Here is a 23653-nt window from a genome sequence, read left to right as displayed (position 1 = left end):
GGCGCGCCCTCGTCAGCGAACGGTCACCACCAGCTTGCCGACGGCCTTGCGCTGGCCGAGGGCAGCGATTGCCTCGCCACCACGCTCCAGCGGGAAGGTCTGCGATACCAGCGGCTTGAGCTTGCCCTCGGCATGCCAGGCGAACAGCTGGCGGAAGTTGTCGGCATTGTCTGCCGGTTGGCGCCCGGCGAACGAGCCCCAGAACACGCCGACCAGGGCGGCGCCCTTGAGCAGCGGCAGGTTGGCCGGCAGCGCCGGAATGCCGCCGCCAGCGGCGAAGCCGACGACCAGGAAACGGCCGTTCCAGGCCATGCAGCGAAACGCCTCCTCGAACAGCGGCCCACCGACTGGATCGTAGATCACGTCGACGCCCTGACCATTGGTGAGTCTTTTCACCTCGTCCTTGAGGCTTTGCTCGCTGTAGTTGATCAGCGCGTCGGCGCCGGCAGTGCGCGCCACTTCCAGCTTTTCGGCGCTGCTGGCGGCGGCGATCACCCGGGCGCCCATGGCCTTGCCGATTTCTACCGCCGCCAGGCCCACGCCGCCCGCTGCGCCGAGCACCAGCAAGGTTTCGCCGGGCTGCAGGTTGGCGCGCTGGTGCAGTGCATGCATCGAGGTGCCGTAGGTCATGCCGAATGCGGCGGCGATGTTCAGCTCCATGCTCTCGGGCACCGGCAGCACGTTGTAGGCCGGCGCGGCGACCTGCTCGGCGAAGCCGCCCCAGCCCGTCAGGGCCATCACCCGGTCGCCCGTCTTCAGGTGGACGACCTTGTCGCCCACGGCGCTGACGACGCCGGCGACTTCGCCGCCGGGCGAGAACGGGAAGGGCGGTTTGAACTGGTACTTGCCTTCGATGATCAGCGTGTCCGGGAAATTCACCCCGGCGGCCTGCACCTCGATCAGCACCTCGTTGCCTTTCAGGCGGGGGCTGTCGACATCCTCCAGTACCAGCGTTGCGGCGGGGCCGAAGGCTTTGCAGAGCAGTGCTTTCATCGCGGTATACCTCGAGCGGAGTAGGCCTGCAGTTTAGGTGGGGCGGATGGCCGGTCAACGAGCATGGCCCCGTCTGATAACCCGCCATAAGCATTGGGGTCTGCGCCGCGCGTTGCTATGCTTGCCAGCGACCCAATGGAGATTGCCCCCGTGAAAACCCTCATCACGCTTCTGCTTGCCTGCGCACTGTCGATCCCGGCGTTCGCCAACGAAGAAAAGAAGGAAGGCGAAGGTGAGGGCGCCGTGCCCCAGGTGATCTACCACAGCCTGACGCCTGCGCTGGTCGGCAACTTTGGTGCCGGGCCCAAGCTCAAGTACTACAAGGCCGACGTGGCATTGCGCGTCACCGGTGCCGACGCCGAGGCCAAGGTCACTCACCATGAGCCGCTGATCCGCAATCAGCTGGTGATGCTGTTTTCCCAGCAGACCGAAGAGAATCTGGCCACCCCGGATGCCAAGGAAAAACTGCGCCAGGAAGCCCTCAAGCAGGTGCAGCAGGTGCTGACCGAGGAGGAAGGCCAGCCGCTGGTCGAGGACCTGCTGTTCAACAACCTGATCCTGCAGGGCTGATCACTTCAGCAGCAGGATCGCCGTCCACTGCGCTTCGGTAACCGGCATCACCGACAGGCGACTGCCTTTGTGCACCAGTGCCAGGTCTGCCAGCGCCGTTTGCGCCTTCAGTTCGGCTAGGGGGATGACCTGCCTGAACGCCTCCACGAAGCTCACGTCGATGGCCGTCCACGGGTTCTTGTCGGCGCTGGCCTTGGCGTCGAAGTAATGACTTTGTGGGTCCAGCGCGGCGGGATCCGGGTAGGGCTCGCTTTCGATATGGGCGATGCCGGCCACGCCAGGCTGCGGGCAGCTGGAGTGATAGAACAGGAACTGATCGCCGGCCTGCATGCTGCGGATGAAGTTGCGCGCCTGGTAATTGCGCACGCCATCCCAGCGGGTCTTGCCCAGGCGCTGCAGGTCATGGATGGACAGTTCGTCGGGTTCGGATTTCATCAGCCAAAAGGGCATGAACTTTGCTCTCGGAGTCGGTGCGCTGCAGGGGCTGCGTGACGGGTCATTCGGTTGGAGGTGGAGGTATGCGGCGCAAGCCTGATTTGCTGTGGATGCTAGTGCTGATATTCAGCCTTGGCATGGTGACCACGGGCTATACGCAAAGCCTGTGGCAGCAGAATAAACCGCCTGCCGAGGACATTCGAGCCGGGCGTTGACGCGGCGGCGCTAGTACCAGCCGCCATCGGTCACGGTGGCATCCAGCGGTACGTCCCAGCTGGCCATGGCCAGTCTGCCCACCTGCTGGCAGCGGTGGGCCAGTCCGAGCAGTGTCGGTTTGTGCCAATTTTTGCGCCGTGCGCGATAGGCCAGGCTGCGATCGTAGAAGCCGCCGCCCATACCGAGCCGACCGCCGTGCTGATCGAAGCCCACCAGGGGCAAGAGAATCAGGTCCAGGGTCCAGATCTTGCGCTGGCGCTTGGCGTGGCGGCGCGGTTCGGGAATACCGAAGCGATTGGCCGCCAGTTTTTCGTGCACATCGAGACGTTGGAACACCATGCTGGTGCGCGGCCAGGATTTCAGTACCGGCAGGTACACCTGCTTGCCGCGCGCATGGGCGGCTTTGAACAGCAGGTGCGGGTCGATCTCACCATCATTGGCCAGGTACAGGGCGACGCTACGCGCACGGCGGAAGATGGGATGCTGGGCCAGTTGGCGATACAGCGCCACGGCCGCCTGGCGTTGCGCAGCCCTTGGCAGCTCACGACGGGTTTTGCGCAGCGCGCGGCGCAGCTGGGCGCGGGTCAGGTTGCTGGCTTCGATCATCGGCCGATCCTTCGTCTCTTCTTGCTGAGCCCTGTATTCTGCAGCGCTGGCCGGCATGCAGCCAATAAAAAGCCCGCTGCTGGCCTGGGCCAGCAGCGGGCTGCAATTTTATGACTCCCCAGCATGCCGCTGTCGATTTAGCCCTTGAACCCGAAAGTTCAAGGTGGAGGTTGCAGGAAACCTTAAGGCTTTCCGTCAAGCGGACATGCACACCGGCCTCAACTGACAACCCCCGGGGTTGTGCGTATCGGCTCAGGGACATCAACCAACTGGCGCACACTCCAGGGAGCTGCGGCCAGTATAACAAAAAAGGTCGACCGTTGGTCAGGCGCCGCGGCCATCGTTGTCGTCCTGCAGGGCATGGTCGACCCGGCCGAGCAGGTCGCGCACGTGATCGCGGGTGACCGTGGCCTGCTTGTCGAGGTGCTGTTGCTTGTGCAGCAGATCGTGGGTGATGTTCAGGGCGGCCATCACCGCGACCCGGTCGGCGCCGATGACCTTGCCGCCGCTGCGGATCTCCCGCATCTTGCCGTCCAGGTAGCGGGCAGCGTTCTGCAGGTTGCTACGCTCATCGGCGGGGCAGGCGATGCAGTATTCTTTGTCCAGAATCTGAACGGTAACGGTATTCGATTGGGTCATGAGTCCTGCTCCAGGGCTTTGAGGCGCGAAATCATCGATTCGACCTTGTGCCGAGCCATTTCGTTCTTTTCGATCAGATGAGCGCGTTCTTCGCGCCACGCCTGCTCGCTTTCCAGCAAGAGGCGATTTTGTGCCTTGAGTCGCTCGACGCGCTGGATCAGCAATTCCAGCTTCGCCGTCAGGGCGTGTAGGTCGGCGTCTTCCATTGGCTCTCGCTTTGGCAGAATGTGCGCAGTGTATAGATCCAGCGGCTCGCCAGTGCAAACCGGCCGATGGTCTTGGCGCGCCTGCCGATGCTAGGATAGAAAGCCTCCATTCTAGTGATTGCGCCCCCTGGCGCCTAGTGATCGATGCCGACTTCCAGTTCTCCCTACGCTGCATTCGCTGCCCTGCTCGCCAGTGGTGGTTCCTCCGTTTCGCCTGCCGAACTGCATGGCCTGTTGCTGGGCCGTAGCTGTGCCGGCGCGGGCTTCGAAGCCGACCCCTGGCTGGTCGACGCCACCGAGCTGCTCGGCGTCGAGGCGCCTGAAAACGTGCGCCAGGCGCTGATCGGCCTGCAGGAAATGGTGCGCGGCGAGCTGACCGGTGACGACGTCACCGTGGTCCTGCTGCTGCCCTCCGACGACGCGCCGCTGGCCGAGCGCGCCGCGGCGCTGGGCCAGTGGTGCCAGGGCTTTCTCGGCGGTTTCGGGCTGACCGTCGGCGATGCCGCGCTGAGCGCCGAAGCCATGGAAGTGCTGCAGGATTTGTCCGCTATCGCCCAGGTGCAGAACGCGCTGGACGAATCCGAGGACGGCGAGAACGATTACATGGAGGTCATGGAGTACCTGCGCGTCGCGCCGCTGCTGCTGTTCAGCGAGTGCGCCAAGCCGGCTGCTCCGGCGCCCAAGCCTTCGCTGCACTGATCGCGCCCTTCACCGACCGGAATCGAGCCTGCCCATGACCAGCATCTCCAAAGCGGAATACGCCCGCCGTCGCAAGGCGCTGATGGCGCAGATGGAACCCAACAGCATCGCCATCCTGCCGGCGGCGCCGGTGTTCATTCGCAACCGCGACGTCGAGCATATCTACCGCCAGGACAGCGACTTCCAGTACCTATCCGGCTTTCCCGAGCCCGAGGCGGTGATCGCCCTGATCCCCGGCCGCGAGCATGGCGAGTATGTGCTCTTCTGTCGCGAGCGTGATCCCGAGCGCGAACTGTGGGACGGCCTGCGCGCCGGCCAGGAGGGGGCGATCAGCCAGTACGGCGCGGATGATGCCTTTCCCATCGGCGATATCGACGACATCCTGCCGGGCCTGATCGAGGGGCGTGAGCGCGTTTACTACGCCGTGGGCACCAACCCCGAGTTCGACCGGCACCTGATGGAGTGGGTCAACGTGATCCGCTCCAAGGCCCGTCAGGGCGCCTCGCCGCCCAAGGAATTCGTTGCGCTGAACCATTTCCTGCACGACCTGCGCCTGTACAAGTCGGCCGGTGAGGTGAAAGTGATGCGCGAAGCGGCGCAGATTTCCGCCCGTGCCCATATCAAGGCCATGCAGGCCAGCCGTGCCGGGCTCTACGAGTACCACCTGGAAGCCGAACTGGATTACGAATTCCGCAAGGGCGGCGCGAAGATGCCGGCCTACGGCTCCATCGTCGCCGCCGGCAGGAACGCCTGCATCCTGCATTACCGCGAGAACGACGCGCTGCTCAAGGATGGCGACCTGGTGCTGATCGACGCCGGTTGCGAGATCGACTGCTACGCCAGCGACATCACCCGCACCTTCCCGGTCAGCGGCAAATTCTCGCCCGAGCAGAAGGCCATCTACGAGATCGTGCTGGCCGCGAACAGGGAAGCCTTCAAGTTCATCGCCCCGGGCCGCCACTGGAACGAGGCCCACGAGGCCACGGTGCGGGTCATTACCAGGGGCCTGGTGGAGCTGGGCCTGCTGCAGGGCGATGTCGACGAGCTGATCGCCGCCGAGGCCTACAAGCCCTTCTACATGCACCGCGCCGGGCACTGGCTGGGCATGGACGTGCACGATGTCGGCGAATACAAGGTCGGCGGCGAATGGCGCGTACTCGAAGTGGGCATGGCGATGACCGTCGAGCCGGGCATCTACATCGCGGTGGATAACCAGAACGTCGCCAAGAAATGGCGCGGCATCGGCGTACGCATCGAGGATGACGTGGTGGTGACCAAGAGCGGCTGCGAGATTCTCACCAACGACGTGCCCAAGGCCGTCGACGAGATCGAGGCCCTGATGGCTGCCGCCCGCGCTCAGGTAGCCTGAGGCCATGCTGCGCGTGGATGTGGCGATCATCGGTGGCGGGCTGGTCGGCGCCAGCCTGGCGCTGGCCCTGCAGGGCGAGGCGCGCAGGCGCGGCTGGCGCATCGCGCTGATCGAGCCGTTCGCCCCCGGCGACGGCTACCAGCCCAGTTACGACGCCCGCTCCACGGCGCTGTCCTACGGCTCGCGGCTGATCTACGAGGGCCTTGGCCTGTGGCCCGCCATCGCCGAGCAGGCCACCGCCATCGAACGCATTCACGTTTCCGATCGAGGCCGCTTTGCGGCCGCCCGGCTAAGTGCCGATCAGGAAAACGTGCCGGCGCTGGGCTACGTGGTGGAAAACGCCTGGCTCGGTCACTGCCTGTGGCAGGCGCTGGACGCCGAGGTGATCCAATGGCGCTGCCCGGCCCAGGTCGAACGCATGGAGCCCACCGCCGAGGGCTATCGCCTGACCCTGGACGACGAAACTCTGATCGACTGTTCGCTGGCCATTCTTGCCGATGGCGGGCGTTCGTCGCTGCGCGAGCAGTTGGGCATCGCCGTCAACCAGCGGCCGTACGACCAGACCGCCCTGATCGCCAATATCACCCCGGAACGGGCCCATGGCGGCGAGGCGTTCGAGCGCTTTACCGAGTCCGGCCCGCTGGCGCTGCTGCCGCTTTCCGACAACCGCTGCGCGCTGGTGTGGACGCACCCCAGCCGCCAGATCGAGCGGCTGCTCAAGCTCGACGAGCGTACCTTCCTGGCCGAGCTGCAGCATGCCTTCGGCTACCGCCTTGGGGCCCTGCGCCAGGTCGGTGCGCGGGTGCCTTACCCGCTGGTGCTGATCGAGGCCGCCGAGCAGGTGCGCGCCAACCTGGTGGTGCTCGGCAATGCCGCCCACAGCCTGCACCCGATTGCCGGGCAGGGCTTCAACCTGTCGCTGCGTGACGTGCGGGCCCTGGCCGATACGCTGCTGACCAGCAGCGCGCCGCTGGGCGATCTGGCCACGTTGAAGCGCTACGCCGGCATCCAGGCCGGTGATCAGGCGCGTACCGTGGCGTTTTCCGACCAGGTCACCCGGCTGTTCAGCACCGATCAGCCGCTGCTCGCCGCCGGCCGCAACCTGGGCCTGCTCGGCTTGGAACTGCTGCCGCCGGCCAAGCGCTGGTTCGCCCGGCAGGCCATGGGCATGGGTAGCCGCGGTAACCCGCAATGACTGCGCGCCAGCTGGCGCGCAAGGCCCGTGTGCTGCGCTGGATCATGAACCGCTTCCGGCCCTACCTGGGCGCTGGTGTGTGGATATGCCGCATTGCCCCGGGCTTTCGCCAGGTCGAGGTACGGATGGCGCTGCGCTCTTACAACCGTAATTACGTGGGTACCCAGTTCGGCGGCAGCCTGTATTCGATGAACGATCCCTTCTACCTGTTGATGCTGATGGAGAACCTCGGCCGCGATTACGTGGTCTGGGACAAGACCGCCAGCATCGATTTCATCGCGCCCGGCCACGGCCCGGCATTCGCCTCCTTCGCCATCGACCAGGCCTTCATCGATCAGGTACGCGAGCGCACCGCTGGCGGCGACAAGTACCTGCCCGAGTTGCCGGTCGAGGTGCGTGATGGCAGCGGCGCCCCGGTGGCGCGGGTCAACAAGACGCTTTACGTGCGGCTCAAGCCGCGCCTGGGACAGGCAGCCTGAGGATATGAACGAGATGCGTGCAGACCTGATCATCGTGGGCGCCGGCATGGTCGGCAGCGCCCTGGCACTGGCTTTGCGCGAGCAAGGGCTGATGTGCCTGGTGCTCGACGGCGGGCCGATGACTGTGGAGCCGTTCGACCCCACTGCGCCTTACGAGCCGCGGGTCAGCGCCCTGTCGATGGCCAGCCAGCGCATTCTCGAGCGCCTCGGCGCCTGGCCCGGCGTGCTGGCGCGGCGCAGCTGCCCCTACAGCGAAATGCACGTGTGGGACGGCAGCGGCACCGGCCATATCCATTTCAGCGCCGCCAGCGTGCATGCACTGACCCTGGGCCATATCGTCGAGAACCGTGTGGTGCAGGACGCCCTTGTCGAGCGCCTGCATGCCAGCGACGTGGGCCTGTTGGCCGATGCGCGCCTGGAGCGCATGCGCCACTCCGGCGATGACTGGTTGCTGAGCCTGGCCGACGGCCGCGAATTGCGCACGCCGCTGGTGATCGCCGCGGACGGCGCCAACTCGGCGGTGCGCCGCCTGACGGGCTGTGAAACCCGCGAATGGGATTACCTGCACCATGCCATCGTCACCAGCGTGCGCTGCGCCGAGGCTCACCAGGCGACGGCCTGGCAACGCTTCACCGACGAAGGTCCGCTGGCCTTCCTGCCGTTGGGCGAGCGCGATGGCGAACACTGGTGTTCGATCGTCTGGTCGACCACGCCGGAGCAGGCTTCCGGGCTGATGGCGCTGGATAACCAAAGCTTTTCCACGGCCCTTGGCCAGGCATTCGAATACCGCCTGGGCCAGGTGCTGCAGGTGGATCGCCGGCTGTGCATTCCGCTGCGCCAGCGCCATGCCAAGCGTTACGTGGAGCCCGGACTGGCGCTGATCGGCGATGCCGCCCACACCATCCACCCGCTGGCCGGGCAGGGCGTCAACCTCGGTTTCCTGGATGCCGCGGTATTGGCCGAGGTGCTGGCACAAGCCGCTGCCCGGGGGAGCGGCTTGCCGATGAACGCGTGCTGAGCCGCTACGAGCGCCGCCGCATGCCCCACAACCTGGCGATGATGGCGGCCATGGAAGGCTTCCAGCGGCTCTTCCAGAGCGATTCACTGGCGCTGCGCCTGGCGCGCAACGCCGGCCTGGATCTGGTCAATGGCCTGGAAGACGCCAAGGCATTGTTCGTGCGCCAGGCCCTGGGTCTGAGCGGCGACCTGCCAGGGCTGGCCAGGGCATGATGGCGCTGTAATATCTGGCAATGACCTCCCGGTGTGCGGTGCAGATGCGAGTCACTATCATCCTGGCTCCCTTATCGCTCACAAGGATCCTGACATGTCGGTACGTCGTACGCTTCTCGCCGTTTTCACCCTCGGTACCCTGGCCGGTGCGGTACAGGCTGCTGACGAAGTCGTGGTCTATTCCTCGCGTATCGACGAGCTGATCAAGCCGGTGTTCGACGCCTACACCGCCAAGAGTGGTGTGGCGGTGAAGTTCATCACCGACAAGGAAGCGCCGTTGATGGCGCGCATCAAGGCCGAAGGCGAGAACACCCCGGCGGATCTGCTGATCACCGTCGACGCCGGCAACCTCTGGCAGGCCGAGCAGATGGGCATTCTGCAGCCGCTGAAATCCAGCGTTGTCGAGGCCAACATTCCCGCCCAGTACCGCGCCGCCAGTGGCGCCTGGACCGGCCTGTCGCTGCGCGCCCGCACCCTCGTCTACTCGCCGGAGCGGGTGAAGGACGGCGAGCTGACCACCTATGAAGCCCTGGCCGACAAGAACTGGGAAGGCCGCCTGTGCCTGCGCACCAGCAAGAAGGTCTACAACCAGTCGCTCACCGCGACGCTGATCGAAACCCACGGCGAAGCCAAGACCGAAGCGATCATCAAGGGCTGGGTGAATAACCTGGCCACCGACGTGTTCCCGGACGACAACTCGGTGATCAACGCCGTGGCCGCTGGTCAGTGCGATGTCGGTCTCGTCAACACCTACTACTTCGGCCGCCTGCACGAGCAGAATCCGGACCTGAAGGCCAAGCTGTTCTGGCCGAACCAGCAGGACCGCGGCGTGCACGTCAACCTCTCGGGCGTTGGCCTGACCAAGCACGCGCCAAACCCGGAGGCTGCCCAGAAGCTCGTCGAATGGATGACCAGCGCCGAGGCGCAGAACATCTTCGCCGACGCCAACAAGGAATTCCCGGCCAACCCGAAGGTGAAGCCTTCGGCCGAAGTCGCCTCCTGGGGTGAGTTCAAGGCCGACAGCATTACCGTGGAAGTGGCCGGCAAGCGCCAGGCCGAAGCCATCCGTCTGATGGATCGCGCCGGCTGGAATTAACCACGGCAATTTGCTTGAATGCCAGCCGCGGCGCAGTTGCCGCGGCTTTTCATTTCAGTCACAAGGAAGTTGCCATGCTGCTCTCTACATTTTCCCGCTTGCTGGGAATGCTCTTCGTATTGCTGATGCTGGGTGGTTGCCAGTCGGCCCTGATGGTCGCGCCGAGTGCCGATGCCGAACCGCAAGCCACGGCTGACAAGGCGCTGGTAGTTTTCATGCGCCCCTCGTCACTCGGTGGTGCGGTGCAATCCTCTGTTTATGACACCCGCGCCGAGGGCAATGACGTCTTCGCCGGCGTCGTATCGTCGAAAAGCAAGGTCGCCTACCTGGCCGAGCCCGGTGAGCACCTCTTCATGGTGGTGTCCGAAAATGCCGATTTCCTCGCCGCCAATCTGGAAGCCGGCAAACGTTATTACGTGCTCGTCGCCCCGCGGATGGGAGTGTGGAGAGCGCGTTTTTCCCTGCTGCCGATCCGTAATGATGCCAGTGCCAAGGATGGCCTGCAGTCCAAGCAGTTCCGCGATTGGAACGAATCCACCAAGTGGATGGTTATCGGTCCCAAGGCGCGCAGCTGGTATCAGGACAACATCGAGAGTATCCGCGCCCGCAAGCTCGATTACCTGCCCAAATGGCAGAACAAGAGCGTTGCCGACAAAGCTGAGCGAACGCTGCGCAGCGTGGATGGCATTTAACCGCGGTAAAGCCGACGCCCTTGCCGCTGCCGGGGCGTCGCGCGTTGTTTCTTGAGGAGTTTGCTTGGCCCATCCCGCCCAGCGTCGCTGGTACCCCATCGCCTTCGCTGTCGCGCTGCTGGTGCTTATGCCGTTGCTGGTACTGCTGGCGAGCTGGCACGAGGTCGACCGGCAGATCTGGTCGCACCTGTGGCAGACCCAGCTGCCGCGGCTGATCGGCAACACGGTGACGCTGGTGCTCGGCGTCGGTATCGGAGTGACGCTGCTGGGCGTGAGCCTGGCCTGGCTGACCAGCCTCTGCGAGTTCCCCGGCCGGCGCTGGCTGGACTGGGCGCTGATGCTGCCCTTCGCCATTCCCGCCTACGTGCTGGCTTTCGTGTTCGTCGGCCTGCTGGATTTCGCCGGGCCTGTGCAAAGCGCAATGCGCGAATGGCTGGGCAGCGGGGTGCGTTTTCCCAGGGTGCGTTCCACCGCCGGAGTGATCATCGTCCTGGTGCTGGTGTTCTACCCCTACGTCTACCTGCTGGCGCGCAATGCCTTCCTGGCCCAGGGCAAGGGGCTGCTGGAGGCGGCGCGCACGCTCGGCCACACGCCATGGCAGGCATTCTGGCGAGTGGCCTTGCCGGTGGCCTGGCCGGCGATCGGCGCCGGCCTGGCGCTGGCACTGATGGAGACCCTGGCCGATTTCGGCGCGGTCTCGGTATTCAACTTCGACACCTTTGCCACTGCCATCTACAAGACCTGGTACGGCTTCTACAGCCTCGGCAGTGCGGCGCAACTGGCCTGCCTGCTGCTGTTCGCGGTGATGCTGGTGCTCTATGGCGAGCGCCGTGCCCGTGGCGCCGTACGGCCCGCCGTCGAGCGGCCGCGCAGCGGCGCGCTGTATCGCCTGAGCGGCCTGCGCGCGCTGGCGGCCAGCGCCTGGTGCCTGCTGGTATTCGCCTGCGCTTTCGTGATCCCGATGCTGCAATTGCTGGTGTGGTTCTGGCAGCGCGGGCGCTTCGATCTCGACGAGCGCTACCTGGCGCTGATCCTCCATACCCTGTACCTGGGCGCCCTGGCGGCGCTGATCACCGTGGCGGTCGCCTTGCTGCTGGCCTTCGCCCGGCGCCAGGCACCAACCCGCCTGATGGGCGCCACCGTCGGCCTGGCCAACCTCGGCTACGCACTGCCGGGCTCGATGCTGGCGGTGGCCATCATGCTGGCCTTCAGCACCCTGGACAACGGCCTGGTCATCCCGCTGTCGACATGGCTCGGTGGCGCCGGCAAGGCGCTGTTGCTGGGCAGCCTGGGCGCGCTGCTGCTGGCCTACCTGATCCGCTTTCTGGCGGTGGCCCATGGGCCCCTGGAAACCAGCCTGGCGCGCATTCGCCCGTCGCTGGCCCAGGCGTCGCGCAGCCTGGGGGTCGGCGGCGTGCCATTGTTCGGGCGTCTGTACCTGCCGCTGCTGATGCCCGGCGTGTTGTCGGCGGCCCTGCTGGTCTTCGTCGACGTGCTCAAGGAAATGCCGGCCACGCTGCTGATGCGCCCCTTCGGCTGGGACACCCTGGCGGTGCGCATCTTCGAGATGACCAGCGAAGGCGAGTGGGCGCGCGCCGCGCTGCCGGCGCTGACCCTGGTGCTGGTCGGGTTGCTGCCGGTAATCGTGCTGATCCGCCGTTCCGCCCAGCGAATCGGATAAGCGGTCGTCCCGCGGTTCCAGGGCTGCTCGCCAGAGGCCGCCGGGCGCTTTGTTACACCGCCTGCCAATGTGCGAGATGACCGGCCCCGACCATGCGGCTACAATGCGCGCCATTCGCTGCGGCCCGCCATGCAGCCAGCTCCAAATTCATCTGGAATGGCCCATTTCACGCACGCCCCAGCCTTGCAACGCCCGGAAGGAGATCCCATGGGACAGCGCACACCTCTTTACGACCTGCACCTGGCGCTCGGCGCCAAGATGGTCGATTTCGGCGGCTGGGACATGCCGCTGCACTACGGCTCCCAGGTCGAGGAGCATCATCAGGTACGCCGCGACTGCGGCGTGTTCGACGTCTCCCACATGACCGTGGTCGACGTGCAGGGCGCCGATGCCAAGCCGTATCTGCAGCGCCTGCTGGCCAACGACGTGGCGCGTCTGCAAACCCCGGGCAAGGCCCTCTACAGCACCATGCTCAATGAACAGGGCGGGGTGATCGACGACCTGATCGTCTACCTGCTCGATACCGTCGAAGTGCCGGCCTACCGGCTGGTGGTCAACGCCGCCACCCGCGACAAGGATCTGGCCTGGATGCGCGCCCACCGCAGCGAGTTCGCCGTCGAGTTGCGCGAGCGCAGCGACTTCGCGATGTTCGCCGTGCAGGGCCCCAAGGCCCGCGCCCGCACTGCCGAACTGGTCGGCCAGGCACGTGCCAGCCTGATTCACGAGCTCAAGCCCTTTCAGGGCCTGCCTAACGGCGACTGGTTCATCGCCCGAACCGGCTACACCGGCGAGGACGGTCTGGAAATCATGTTGCCGGCCGGCGAAGCCGTGGCGTTCTTCAACGACCTGGTCGGCGCGGGTATTTCCCCCATCGGCCTTGGCGCGCGCGACACCCTGCGCCTGGAGGCGGGCCTGAATCTCTATGGCCAGGACATGGACGAGCAGGCCTCGCCGCTGGCCTGCAACCTGGCCTGGACGGTGGCCTGGGAGCCAACCGAGCGCGCCTTCATCGGTCGCGAGGCCCTGCAGCGCCAGCATGAGGCTGGCGAACACCCGCGTCTGGTCGGTGTGGTGCTCGAGGAGCGAGGCGTGCTGCGCGCACACCAGGTGGTGCGCGTCGACGGCGTCGGCGAAGGCGAGATCACCAGCGGCAGCTTCTCGCCGACCCTGGGCAAGTCCATCGCGTTAGCTCGCGTACCGGCCAAGACCGGTGACCGTGCTGAAGTGGAAATTCGCGGCAAGTGGTATCCGCTGCGCGTGGTGCAGCCGAGTTTCGTGCGCCATGGCAAGGTGCTGATCTGACCGGCGTCTTACACAGCCCGTGCGCAGCTGCTAAATTCCCCGGACGGCGTGGTCGCCGTCCTGTCTGATGAGGAACGACAACATGAGCTCTATCCCCGCCGATCTGCGTTACGCCACCAGCCACGAATGGGCACGCCTGGAAGCCGACGGCAGCGTGACCGTGGGCATCTCCGACCATGCCCAGCAAGCGCTGGGTGATGTGGTGTTCATCGAGCTGCCGGAAATCGGCAAGGTGCTCGACGCGGGCCAGGAAGCCGGTGTGGTCGAGTCGGTGAAGGCCGCCTCCGACATCTACGCGCCGGTTGGGGGCGAAGTGATCGCCGTCAACGAAGCCCTGGCCGACAGCCCGGAAAGCGTCAACAACGACCCGTACGGCAGCTGGTTCTTCAAGCTGCAGCCCAGCGACGCCTCGCAGCTGCAGAAGCTGCTGGACAGCGCAGGCTATGAGGCGAGCATCGACGGCTAAGCCGTTTGGCACGCAGTCGTGGCATGAAAAAGCCGGCCCCTGGGCCGGCTTTTTTGTCACTGCAGGGCACGTTACTGCTGGGCAGTGAGAATCGCCGTGGCCAACTCCATGTCGCTGGCTTGCAGATCCGGGTTGTCGGTGCGGATCTTCTGCAGCGCCGCCTCCAGATAAGGGCCGCGGATTTCGCCGTTGCTGGCGATATAGCTGCTGGCGTCATCCTGGGCGGGAACGATCATCTTGTTGTCCTTGAAGGTCAGGTAGGTCGACGCGGTGGTCGCCCCCGACGACAGGACGTCGCGCAGGTTGACGGCATGGACCTGGGTGGCAGCGGCCAGAAAAAGGCCGGCGAGCAACAGCGAACTTGAACGGCGCATGGCAATGACTCCTTGTGGGTTTCCTCTCCTTGAGAGTCGGGCCACGGGCTACTGGTTCCACCGGCTTGCAGGGGCGACAGCCAGGGTTGCCGCCACCTGCACACTGAATGCTAGAGTTCGAAGCGCCTGACCGAGGCCTGCATGGCCTGGGCGGAATTGTCCATCTGCACCAGCATCTGCGCCAGTTCCTGCATGGCCCGGTTGTTGCGCTGGGCCACCTCGCTGATCATTTCCACCCGCTCGGCGACTTCGTTGCTGGCCTTGGACTGCTCGGTGATGGTGTGGGCGATCTCGTCGACCATCTGTGCCGAGCGCTGCACGCCCTGGCGAATCTCGGTGATCGAGGCATTGGCCTGCCGGGCCATGCCGACGCCGTCGCTGACCCGGCTGACCCCGGCGTCCATGCTCTTCACCGCCTGGGCGGTGGATTCGCGGATGCGCTGGATCATCGCGGTGATTTCCTCGGTCGACTGCGCGGTGCGGGCCGCCAGGCCGCGTACTTCATCGGCCACCACGGCGAAGCCGCGGCCGGCATCCCCGGCACGCGCCGCCTCGATGGCAGCATTGAGGGCCAGCAGGTTGGTCTGATCGGCAATGCCGCGGATCACCTGGATGATCGAGTCGATTTCCTCGGATGACCGGCCGAGCACGGTGACGGTCTGCGACGACTGATTGACCGCATCGGCAATGTGGTTCATGCCATCGACCACGCCGACGATCACCTGTCCGCCGCTGGTGGTCAGCCGTTCGGACTGCTCGGCAATGTCCCGGGCGCTGCGGGTATGCTCGGCGATCTGGGCGATATTGCCGATCATCTGTTCCATGGCGGCGGCCATGCTGGTGGCGCCTTCGGCCTGTTCGCTGGTGCCCCGTGCCACTTCGCTGGAGGTCTGGCTCAGGTGCTGGGAGGCGCGACGCAATTCCTCGCTCTCGGTGCGGATGGTTTCGATCATCTGCCGCAGGCTGGCCTGCATGTCGGCCAGGCTCTGCTGCAATTGGCCGGCTTCGTCGCGGCTGTCGACGCTGATGGGCGCGCGCAGATTGCCCTGAGCCATGGCGCGCGCGGCCTGGATGATCTTGGCCAGGGGCTGCAGCACCGAGCGCAGCAACTGCCGGGTGATCGCCAGGATCAACAGGCAGGCGACGCCCAGGCTGCCCCATTGCCACCAGGAGGCCTGCTGCACCACGGCTTCGGTTTGCGCGCGGGTCTGGGCGACGCTGGCCTCGATCTGCTCGCTGATCGCTTCGTTGCGCACTTCCAGCTCGGCGAAGCTGCGCGAGAAGTCGGCCAACAGCGCGCGCGCCGCCACCGGGTCGACGAGGGCCTGTTCGACGATGCGGGTGGCCGACTGGATATAGGCCTCCAGCACCGGGCCGACCTCGTCGATGGCCTGGCGAATGTCCGGGGCCAGCGGCAAGGCCGCATTCCTGGCCATGGCCTGGCGAAAGCGCGCGCTGTGCTCCCTGAGATCGTCGCGCGTCTGGGCGGCGGCCGCGACGTCGCCGGGAGCGCTGAGAAAGGCGCCGAGCACGTCGGCGCGCAGGGCGTCGTGCATCATGTCGCCATCCATGTGGTGGCGTAGGGCATTGGCGTTGATTTCGTTGGCCGCCAGGGCCTCACCCAACTGCGCCTGGCCCCACAGGCCGATGCCTCCGACCAGAAGCGTGGCAGCGATACTGACGGCCCCACAGGCGAGCATCTTCTGGCGGATATTCATGGCGCCGCTCCTGGCATGGGCAGGCTGCCCCGAGCCTGCGTCAGCGCAGATTAGCGCTGCTCGCTTTGCGGTGTCACGCGCAATACTTCCTCAAGGGTGGTCTGCCCGGCAGCGATCTTTTGCGCACCGGAAAGGCGCAGGCTACGCATGCCATCCTTGAAGGCCTGGCGGCGTAGCGGCGTGAGGTCGGTATCGGCGCTGATCAAGGGTTTCAGGCTGTCGCCCAGCAGCATGATCTCGTACACCCCGGCGCGGCCGCGGTAGCCGGTTTCCCGGCATTCGACGCAGCCCACGGCGCGGTGCGCGCCAGTCGGCAGCGGAGCGTTCCAGGGGCGGGTGAGTTCCTGCCAGTCGGCCTCGTCGAACTCCACCGGCGCCTTGCAGTGCGGACACAGGGTGCGCACCAGGCGCTGGGCCATGACACCGAGCAACGTCGCCTTGAGCAGGTAGTGCGGCACGCCCAGTTCGAGCAGCCGGGTAATGGCGCTCGGCGCGTCGTTGGTGTGCAGGGTGGAGAGCACCAGGTGGCCGGTCAGTGCCGCCTGGATGGCCATCTCGGCGGTTTCCAGGTCGCGGATCTCGCCGACCATGATGATGTCCGGGTCCTGGCGCATCAGCGCGCGTACGCCGCTGGCGAAGGTCAGGTCGATGTTGTGCTGCACCTGCATCTGGTTGAAGGCGCCCTCGATCATCTCGATGGGGTCTTCGATGGTGCACACGTTCACTTCCTCGGTGGCCAGCTGCTTGAGGGTGGTGTACAGCGTGGTGGTCTTGCCCGAACCGGTAGGGCCGGTGACCAGGATGATGCCGTTGGGCTGGCGGGTCATGCTTTCCCAGCGCTTGAGGTCATCGGGGCTGAAGCCCAGTTGATCGAAACCGCGCAGCAGCACGTCCGGGTCGAAGATGCGCATCACCATCTTCTCGCCAAAGGCGGTGGGCAGGGTGGACAGGCGCAGCTCCACCTCGTTGCCGGCCGGCGTCTTGGTCTTCACCCGGCCGTCCTGGGGTTTGCGCTTTTCGGCGACGTTCATGCGGCCCAGGGTCTTCAGGCGGCTGACGATGGCCATGGTGACCTGGGCGGGGAACTGGTAGACGGTGTGCAGCACGCCGTCGATGCGAAAGCGCACGCTGCCCTGTTCGCGACGCGGCTCGATATGGATGTCACTGGCGCGTTGCTGGAAGGCGTACTGGAACAGCCAGTCGACGATGTTCACCACGTGGGCATCGTTGGCGTCCGGCTCCTGGTCCTGGGCGCCGAGGTTGAGCAGTTGCTCGAAGTTGCCGACGTTGCTGATCTTGGCATCGCTGTTGGTGGCGCCGCTGACCGAGCGGGCCAGGCGGTAGAACTCCACGGTGAAGCGCTGGATGTCCGCCGGGTTGGCCACCACGCGCTTGATCGGCCGCTTGAGCACATGGACGAGGTTGGCCTCCCAGCTGTGCATGAACGGCTGGGCGCTGGCAATGGTTACCGCCTCGGCACTCACCGCCACGGCGAGGATCTTGTGGCGCTGGGCGAAGGCGTAGGACATCAGCGGGGTGACCGCCGCGGCGTCGATTTTCAGCGGGTCGATGCGCAGGTAGGGCTGGCCGGCCAGTTGCGCCAGCCAGAGGGTCAGGCTTTCCAGGTCGAGAACGCGGCCCGGGCGCGACTGATCCGCGAGTTGCTGGGCGGCCAGGAACTCCAGCGGGTGCAGGTCGGTGTTGGCGCCACTGCGGCGGATCGCCAGGCACTGCTCGGCGCTTTCCTGGGCAATGCGTCCCTGACCAACCAGCTCACGCAACAGCTCGTTGAGGTCCAGCAGGCGGTCGGCGGCGGCAGGCGAGAGGCTGGACATGCGGGCTCCTGGTTACGGCTGTCGGGTTGGCATCCTGTAGCGGCTGTCAGCATGCCTGATTGCGCCGGCACCGACTAAGCGCCGGTTCATGGTTCGCGGATCAGGCCTGCGGTTTGGTCGGTTGCTCGCCTGCTGGCGGCAGCTGTTCCGGGGCTGCTGGCGGCTCTGGCTGGCGGGCATCTTCCAGACTATGCGCGGGTAGGGAGGGCGGTGGTGTCAGCCCCATGGACACATAGATGCTGGTCAGCGCGTCGACGCCCATGTTGGCGGGCTTGACCCAGTCGGCCGGCACGTAGAGCAGGCCGCCACCAACCGGAATCGGCGCGGTGGGCACCAGGATCGCCAGGTGCGGACGGCCTTCCAGTTCCACTGGCTCCGAGGTCGGTTGCAGAGCCAGCACCGCCACCCCATCGCCGCCGCCGAAAAAGCACCACACCGGGCGCATGCTGGTGATGTCGGTGTTCTTCTTGTCGAGCAGGCCGACGAAGCGGTCGGCCAGGTTGTAGAAGTTGCCGATCAGCGGGGTACGCCGCAGGGTCACGTCGATCAGCCAGCCGAGCGGGCGGCGCAGGCCCAGCTTCACCGCCAGACCGAGGGGATAGAGGCTGATCAGCAGCACCAGGGTGCCGAGCAGGTAGGCCAGGTAGGGGTTGCTGGCGAACGGCGTGCCGAGTGCGGCGAACAGCCGGCCAATGGCCGTGGACGGGCCGATCAGGTTGTTGAGCAGGCTGACCAGCCAGGCCAGCACCACCATGGTCAGGGCCAGTGGCAGCAGCGCCAGCAGGCCGGTGAGCCAGGTGGCGGCGATGGATTTCAGGCTGAGTTTGAACATCGAGGGGCATCCTGTCGTCGAGCGGGGCAGGTGAGGGCGCCACCTGCCGTGTGCATCAGCCGTTCTTCAGCAGCGCTTTCCAGGGCTTGAGGCTCATGATGATCTGCGCCTGGGTCATGCGCGCCTCCAGTTCTTCTGGACTCAACGGGCGCTTGGCCAGTTCAGCCAGTTTGTTGAGCTCGCCGAACAGGCGGTCGGTCTCGGCGATGTCGAGCGTGCCGCGGGCCAGGTGCAGCCAGAGCAGCAGGCGTTCCAGGCGCGGCAGCTGTTCGGCCAGGTCCTCGGGCTGCTGCTGATAGCGCTTGAGCTGCAGGTCGCGGCCTTCTTCGGCGAAGAAGGTCGGCAGCCAGCTTTGCAGCGCCGCCGCACCCTGGCGATCGCCACGCTTGTTGCGCGCGCTGGTCCAGCTGCGGGCCAGCAGCCAGCGCGAAGTGTTCAGCGAGAACAGGCCCCAACGGGTCTGCGCCAGTTCGGCGGCGAACTGGGCCGGCGCCTCCTGGCGGGCGGCCTCGTCCTGCTGGCCGGCCTGCACCCGTGGGCGCCAGTCTTCGAGCAGCGCGTCGAGCACCTGGCGCAGTTCGCTGGTGCTGGCCCGCGGGGCGGCCTGGCCGAGGCTGCCGAACAGGGCGCGCAGCTCCACCAGGCAGTCCAGCCAGTCGACCAGCAGGCGCCAGTGGCCGCTGTGGCGGTACTGTTCGGCCAGGCGCTGGCTGCTGCCGAGCAGGAACCAGCCGATGCTGGCCACGGCGTCGTCCAGGCTCTGTTCAGCCTCGAGTTGTGGGGTGGGCAGCTGCAGGTTGTAACTGGCCTCGTCGAACAGGCGGTAGCCGCGCTCGGCCTTGCTGATGTCGCAGGGCATCAACGGCAGGTCGGCGGCCAGTTCGGCGGCCAGTTCCAGCAGCGCCCCGGGTTCGCCCTGGCGCAGCTCCAGTTCCAGTTCGCAGATTTCTTCCTGTTGTTTGCCGGCGATCACCTTGCCCAGGTCCAGCGCCGCCTCGATGACCACCCGTGCCTTGCCGCGGCCCCAGGCGATCTCGGCGCGCTGGCGCACGAAGTCGGTGGTGAAGATCGGCTTGAGCTGCTTCTTGTCCAGCTCGGCCAGGGCGGCCGGCCAACAGCTGTCATCGAGTTTCTTGAGATCCAGCTTGGCCTTGCTCAGGTGCCAGTCCCACTCGTTGCGCTCCGACAGTCCGGCCACGCTCTGGCCGCGGCTCTTGAGGGTCTGGATGAGCTGCTCGCCATCCTTGCGCAGGCGCAGGGCAACCCGGGCGGCTGCGAGGTCGCGAGCGTCGGTGTCGAAGTACTGGTTGAACAGCTCGCTCGTCTCCCAGCCGGCCTTGCTGCGTTTCTTCAGCAGGGGGTGGGATTGCAGGGCGGCCAGGGTTTCGCGACTGGCGCGCAGTTTGATTTCGGTTTCTTTATTCATTGCGAGGGCTCGGTGAAGCGGCGACGGCGGCGGGGGCACGGTGCGAGGCGTTGGCCCGCACGTTAGATCGTACAGGGTAGAGGAAAAGCGCGGTGGATGCAGGTCGGCGAGCACCGCAGGCGCTTGGTAGTGAGGCGTCTGAAATATTCATGGCGCAAGTTTCCCTGAAGTTAAGCTGTTTTTCCCGGGCAATCAGTGACGAAATACGACTTTATGACCAAACGATGACACGCGCTGGCCTGGTCAGGATGTCATCCGTATACTTGCGGCCTCTTTGACAGACAGGGGTCACCCCCATGCCAAGCAATCCGTTCATCAGCAGCCTGTTTGGCCGCTCACCGATCGGGCCGATGCAGCAGCATATCGCCAAGGCTCACGAATGCGCCGCTAACCTGGTGCCATTCTTCGAGGCGGTGATGGCCGAAGACTGGACGCGTGTCGAGCAGGTGCAACAGGCGATGGTGCGCCTGGAGAACGAGGCGGACAAGCTCAAGAAGAACGTGCGCATGCACCTGCCCAAGAGCCTGTTTCTGCCGGTGCCACGTTCCGATCTACTGGAATTGCTCAGCACCCAGGACAAGGTCGCCAACCGGGCCAAGGATATCGCCGGGTTGATGCTGGGCCGCTCCATGACCATTCCTGCCGATCTGCAGCCGCTGATGCTGGCCTATGTGCAGCGGTGCGTGGACGCCAGTGCCCAGGCACTCAAGGCGATGAAAGAGCTGGATTCGCTGCTCGAGGCCGGTTTCGCCGGTCGTGAGGCCACCCTGGTCGAGCGCATGGTCGAGGAGCTCGAGGAAATCGAGCGCGAAACCGACCGCCAGCAAATCGAGGTGCGCCGCACCTTGTTCAAACTGGAAAAGGATCTTCCCGCAGTCGATGTGATGTTCCTCTATCGGATCATCGACTGGGTCGGTGACATTGCCGATCGCGCCGAGCGCGTGGGCAACCGGCTGGAACAACTGCTGGCGCGCTAGGCCGCCAGCATCCTTTCTGGGTTTACAGGTAAATCTCTATGTCTCTTGTCGCGGACTACGGTTTCGTACTCCTCGTGCTGGCCTGCTGCTTTGGTTTGTTCATGGCGTGGGGGGTTGGTGCCAATGATGTCTCCAATGCCATGGGTACGTCGGTGGGTGCCAAGGCACTGACCATCAAGCAGGCGATCCTGATCGCCATGGTCTTCGAATTCTGCGGTGCCTACCTGGCCGGTGGTCAGGTCACCGAAACCATCAAGAACGGCATCGTCGATGCGTCGGTGATTCCCGCCGACATGTTCGTGCTGGGCATGATGGCCTCGCTGCTGTCGGCCGGAACCTGGTTGATGATTGCCTCGACGCGCGGTTGGCCGGTATCCACCACCCACTCCATCGTCGGCGCTCTCATTGGTTTTGCCTCGGTCAGTGTATCGGTCGATGCAGTGAACTGGGGCGGCCTGGTGCCGATCGTCTCCAGCTGGGTGGTGACCCCGTTCATATCCGGGCTGGTGGCCTTCGGCCTGTTCATGAGCGTGCAGTGGCTGATCTTCGACACCGAAGACCCGTTCCGCAATGCCAAGCGCTGGGTGCCGGTGTACATGTTCCTGACCGGCTTCATGCTGGCGCTGATGACCTTCACCAAGGGCCTCAAGCACGTCGGTCTGAACTTCACCACCAGCCAGAGCATTCTGCTGTCCGCCGGTGTCGGCCTGCTGGTGGCCGGCCTGGGCATCCTGCTGCTGCGCCGCATCAAGCTGGACGAGGAAGCCGACAAGGACTTCCACTTTGCCAGCGTCGAAAAAGTCTTCGCGGTGCTGATGATCTTCACCGCCTGCTCCATGGCCTTCGCCCATGGCGCCAGTGATGTCTCCAACGCCGTAGGCCCGCTGGCCGCCGTAGTCGGCGTGATTGAAGCCGGTGGCGACATGGCCATTGGTGGCCAGTCATCGGTACCTGGCTGGGTGCTGCTGATGGGCGCCGTGGGTATCGTCATCGGCCTGGCCACCTACGGCTGGAAGGTGATCGCCACCATCGGCAAGAAGATCACCGAACTGACCCCGAGCCGCGGCTTTGCAGCCGAGCTGGCCACCGCGGCCACCGTGGTCGCCGCCTCGGGCATCGGCCTGCCGGTATCGACCACTCACACGCTGGTCGGCGCCGTGCTGGGCATTGGCATGGCGCGAGGCATCGGTGCGCTCAACCTGGCGGTGGTTGGACGCATCTTCACCTCGTGGGTGGTGACCCTGCCGATCGGCGCGGCGCTGGCGATCATCTATCTCGAAATCTTCATGCTGATTTTTCTTTGAGTTACAAGCGGCAAGCTTCAAGCAGCAAGTAAGAGCAAGGCGTCACATGCTCTGGCTTGAGGCTTGAGGCTTGAGGCTTGAGGCTTGAGTCTTGGGGCTGCTCCTTTATGATGAGGCGACCGACCCGAGAGAGCCGCCATGTCATTTCTCCCCCTCAAGGATCGCTTCGCGGCGCTGATTGCCGTGCCATCGGTCAGCTGCACCCAGCCCGCCCTGGATCAGTCCAATCAGCCGATCATCGACCTGTTGGCCAACTGGCTGAGCGAGCTGGGCTTCGCCTGCGAGAAGCAGCAGGTCGAGCCGGGCAAGTTCAACCTGATCGCCACCTACGGCAGCGGCCCTGGCGGCCTGGTGCTGGCCGGGCACAGCGATACCGTGCCGTTCGACGAAGCCCTGTGGCAGAGCGACCCGCTCAAGCTCACCGACACCGGTGATCGCTGGGTTGGCCTCGGTGCGTGCGACATGAAGGGCTTTTTCGCGCTGATCATCGAGGCCGTACAGACGCTGCTGGACCAGCCGTTCAGGCAGCCGCTGATCATCCTTGCCACCTGCGACGAGGAGTGCTCGATGTCCGGCGCCCGGGCGCTGGCCGAGGCGGGCCGGCCGCTGGGCCGTGCCGCGGTGATCGGCGAGCCCACCGGGCTCAAGCCGATCCGTCTGCACAAGGGCGTGATGATGGAGCGCATCGATATCCTCGGGCAGAGCGGTCATTCCTCCAATCCGGCCCTGGGCCGCAGCGCTCTGGACGCCATGCACGAGGTGATGGGCGAGCTGATGCAGTTGCGCCGGCAGTGGCAGCTGGAGTACCGCAACCCGCAGTTCAGCGTGCCGCAACCGACCCTGAACTTCGGCTGCATCCACGGCGGCGACAACCCCAATCGCATCTGCGGTCAGTGCTCCCTGGAGTTCGACCTGCGCCCGCTGCCGGGCATGCAGCCCGAGGCGCTGCGTGCGGCGATTCGCCAGAAGCTGCAGCCCCTGGCCGAGCGCCATGAGGTGAGCATCGACTTCGCCCCGCTGTTTCCCGCCGTGCCGCCCTACGAGCAATCGGCCGATGCCGAGCTGGTGCGCCTGGCCGAACGGCTGACCGGGCATAGCGCGGCGGCGGTGGCCTTCGGCACCGAAGCGCCGTATTTCCAGCAACTGGGTTGCGAGACCCTGGTGCTCGGCCCCGGCGACATCGACTGCGCTCACCAGCCGGGCGAGTACCTGGATACCGACCGCCTGATTCCCACGGTGCGGCTGCTGCGCCAACTGATTCAGCACTACTGCCTGAGCCCGCGCTGAGATGAGGAGCATTTCGCTGATGCCAT

The 23653-nt window shown here is 65.5% G+C and carries 23 protein-coding genes, 1 other RNA gene and 1 pseudogene; 14 read left to right on the top strand and 11 right to left on the bottom strand.

All coding sequences use genetic code 11. The features are described 5' to 3' along the window. Positions 1 to 12 precede the first annotated feature (12 nt). Complete coding sequence (locus SA190iCDA_RS00330) at positions 13 to 993, bottom strand: NADPH:quinone oxidoreductase family protein (RefSeq protein ID WP_070886022.1); 981 nt, start codon at positions 991 to 993, stop codon at positions 13 to 15. Positions 994 to 1143: 150 nt separating this feature from the next. On the opposite strand from SA190iCDA_RS00330, the gene SA190iCDA_RS00325 reads away from it, so the two are divergent. Next, positions 1144 to 1563, top strand: coding sequence for a flagellar basal body-associated protein FliL (locus SA190iCDA_RS00325; RefSeq protein WP_070886023.1), 420 nt, complete (start codon positions 1144 to 1146; stop codon positions 1561 to 1563). On the opposite strand, the gene SA190iCDA_RS00320 is transcribed toward SA190iCDA_RS00325, so the two are convergent. From SA190iCDA_RS00320 to SA190iCDA_RS00300, 5 genes are all read right to left on the bottom strand, one after another. After that, positions 1564 to 2013, bottom strand: coding sequence for an EVE domain-containing protein (locus SA190iCDA_RS00320; RefSeq protein ID WP_070886024.1), 450 nt, complete (start codon positions 2011 to 2013; stop codon positions 1564 to 1566). It lies immediately after the preceding gene. Positions 2014 to 2223: 210 nt separating this feature from the next. After that, a complete protein-coding gene (locus SA190iCDA_RS00315) occupies positions 2224 to 2820 on the bottom strand; it encodes a 5-formyltetrahydrofolate cyclo-ligase (protein ID WP_070886025.1) in 597 nt (198 codons plus the stop codon). A 111-nt stretch (positions 2821 to 2931) separates the two neighbouring features. Then, a non-coding RNA gene (gene ssrS / locus SA190iCDA_RS00310) (6S RNA) lies at positions 2932 to 3111 on the bottom strand. A 33-nt stretch (positions 3112 to 3144) separates the two neighbouring features. Then, complete coding sequence (locus SA190iCDA_RS00305) at positions 3145 to 3459, bottom strand: cell division protein ZapA (protein WP_070886026.1); 315 nt, start codon at positions 3457 to 3459, stop codon at positions 3145 to 3147. Beyond that, entirely contained in the window at positions 3456 to 3665 is a 210-nt protein-coding gene (locus SA190iCDA_RS00300) for a TIGR02449 family protein (RefSeq protein WP_013789617.1), read from the bottom strand. The genes SA190iCDA_RS00305 and SA190iCDA_RS00300 overlap by 4 nt, the downstream gene beginning before the upstream one ends. 144 nt (positions 3666 to 3809) lie before the next feature. Between SA190iCDA_RS00300 and SA190iCDA_RS00295 the strand changes: the two genes are divergently transcribed. The 10 genes and pseudogenes from SA190iCDA_RS00295 to gcvH all read left to right on the top strand — a co-directional run bounded on the left by SA190iCDA_RS00295 (position 3810) and on the right by gcvH (position 13874). Further along, positions 3810 to 4364: a YecA family protein gene (locus tag SA190iCDA_RS00295; RefSeq protein WP_070886027.1), complete on the top strand. Its 555-nt coding sequence runs from the start codon at positions 3810 to 3812 to the stop codon at positions 4362 to 4364. Positions 4365 to 4398: 34 nt separating this feature from the next. Next, on the top strand, positions 4399 to 5733 hold the full coding sequence (pepP, locus tag SA190iCDA_RS00290; protein WP_070886028.1) for a Xaa-Pro aminopeptidase: 1335 nt from the start codon (positions 4399 to 4401) through the stop codon (positions 5731 to 5733). A 4-nt stretch (positions 5734 to 5737) separates the two neighbouring features. Further along, on the top strand, positions 5738 to 6928 hold the full coding sequence (gene ubiH / locus SA190iCDA_RS00285) for a 2-octaprenyl-6-methoxyphenyl hydroxylase (protein WP_070886029.1): 1191 nt from the start codon (positions 5738 to 5740) through the stop codon (positions 6926 to 6928). Beyond that, on the top strand, positions 6925 to 7407 hold the full coding sequence (locus SA190iCDA_RS00280) for a DUF4442 domain-containing protein (RefSeq protein ID WP_070886030.1): 483 nt from the start codon (positions 6925 to 6927) through the stop codon (positions 7405 to 7407). The genes ubiH and SA190iCDA_RS00280 overlap by 4 nt, the downstream gene beginning before the upstream one ends. Positions 7408 to 7420: 13 nt before the next feature. Beyond that, positions 7421 to 8637, top strand: a pseudogene (locus SA190iCDA_RS00275) (2-octaprenyl-3-methyl-6-methoxy-1,4-benzoquinol hydroxylase). 94 nt (positions 8638 to 8731) lie between these two features. Next, positions 8732 to 9733, top strand: a complete 1002-nt coding sequence (locus tag SA190iCDA_RS00270) for an extracellular solute-binding protein (RefSeq protein WP_070886031.1) — start codon at positions 8732 to 8734, stop codon at positions 9731 to 9733. A 14-nt stretch (positions 9734 to 9747) separates the two neighbouring features. Beyond that, on the top strand, positions 9748 to 10425 hold the full coding sequence (locus SA190iCDA_RS00265; RefSeq protein WP_139159487.1) for a hypothetical protein: 678 nt from the start codon (positions 9748 to 9750) through the stop codon (positions 10423 to 10425). A 64-nt stretch (positions 10426 to 10489) separates the two neighbouring features. Continuing rightward, positions 10490 to 12106 carry an ABC transporter permease gene (locus tag SA190iCDA_RS00260; RefSeq protein ID WP_070886033.1) on the top strand — a complete coding sequence of 539 codons (1617 nt, stop codon included), beginning with the start codon at positions 10490 to 10492 and terminating at the stop codon, positions 12104 to 12106. Positions 12107 to 12313: 207 nt separating this feature from the next. Continuing rightward, entirely contained in the window at positions 12314 to 13408 is a 1095-nt protein-coding gene (gcvT, locus tag SA190iCDA_RS00255) for a glycine cleavage system aminomethyltransferase GcvT (protein WP_070886034.1), read from the top strand. 82 nt (positions 13409 to 13490) lie between these two features. Further along, the gene (gene gcvH, locus SA190iCDA_RS00250; RefSeq protein WP_070886035.1) at positions 13491 to 13874 is read left to right on the top strand and encodes a glycine cleavage system protein GcvH; all 384 of its coding nucleotides are present in this window, start codon (positions 13491 to 13493) and stop codon (positions 13872 to 13874) included. A 71-nt stretch (positions 13875 to 13945) separates the two neighbouring features. On the opposite strand, the gene SA190iCDA_RS00245 is transcribed toward gcvH, so the two are convergent. The 5 genes from SA190iCDA_RS00245 to SA190iCDA_RS00225 form a co-directional block, all read right to left on the bottom strand. Beyond that, on the bottom strand, positions 13946 to 14248 hold the full coding sequence (locus SA190iCDA_RS00245) for a DUF2388 domain-containing protein (protein ID WP_070886036.1): 303 nt from the start codon (positions 14246 to 14248) through the stop codon (positions 13946 to 13948). 110 nt (positions 14249 to 14358) lie between these two features. Continuing rightward, positions 14359 to 15063 (bottom strand): methyl-accepting chemotaxis protein, encoded by a 705-nt coding sequence (locus tag SA190iCDA_RS23280; protein WP_419203969.1) that lies wholly within the window; start codon positions 15061 to 15063, stop codon positions 14359 to 14361. Between the two features lie 953 nt (positions 15064 to 16016). Beyond that, the gene (locus SA190iCDA_RS00235) at positions 16017 to 17801 is read right to left on the bottom strand and encodes a GspE/PulE family protein (RefSeq protein WP_070886038.1); all 1785 of its coding nucleotides are present in this window, start codon (positions 17799 to 17801) and stop codon (positions 16017 to 16019) included. 100 nt (positions 17802 to 17901) lie between these two features. Continuing rightward, positions 17902 to 18633, bottom strand: a complete 732-nt coding sequence (locus tag SA190iCDA_RS00230; protein WP_070886039.1) for a DUF502 domain-containing protein — start codon at positions 18631 to 18633, stop codon at positions 17902 to 17904. Positions 18634 to 18688: 55 nt separating this feature from the next. After that, positions 18689 to 20059 (bottom strand): inorganic triphosphatase, encoded by a 1371-nt coding sequence (locus SA190iCDA_RS00225; RefSeq protein WP_070886040.1) that lies wholly within the window; start codon positions 20057 to 20059, stop codon positions 18689 to 18691. Positions 20060 to 20355: 296 nt separating this feature from the next. Between SA190iCDA_RS00225 and SA190iCDA_RS00220 the strand changes: the two genes are divergently transcribed. The 3 genes from SA190iCDA_RS00220 (at position 20356) to argE (ending at position 23627) form a co-directional block, all read left to right on the top strand. Beyond that, positions 20356 to 21036, top strand: coding sequence for a TIGR00153 family protein (locus SA190iCDA_RS00220; protein WP_070886041.1), 681 nt, complete (start codon positions 20356 to 20358; stop codon positions 21034 to 21036). A 38-nt stretch (positions 21037 to 21074) separates the two neighbouring features. Beyond that, positions 21075 to 22340, top strand: a complete 1266-nt coding sequence (locus SA190iCDA_RS00215; protein ID WP_070886042.1) for an inorganic phosphate transporter — start codon at positions 21075 to 21077, stop codon at positions 22338 to 22340. A gap of 138 nt (positions 22341 to 22478) precedes the next feature. Then, the gene (gene argE, locus SA190iCDA_RS00210) at positions 22479 to 23627 is read left to right on the top strand and encodes an acetylornithine deacetylase (RefSeq protein WP_070886043.1); all 1149 of its coding nucleotides are present in this window, start codon (positions 22479 to 22481) and stop codon (positions 23625 to 23627) included. Positions 23628 to 23653: the final 26 nt, after the last annotated feature.

It is taken from the genome of Pseudomonas argentinensis (assembly GCF_001839655.2).
Lineage (GTDB): Bacteria > Pseudomonadota > Gammaproteobacteria > Pseudomonadales > Pseudomonadaceae > Aquipseudomonas > Aquipseudomonas argentinensis_B.
The sequence above is the reverse complement of the archived record's forward strand: the minus strand, read 5'-3'. Positions and strand labels throughout refer to the sequence as shown.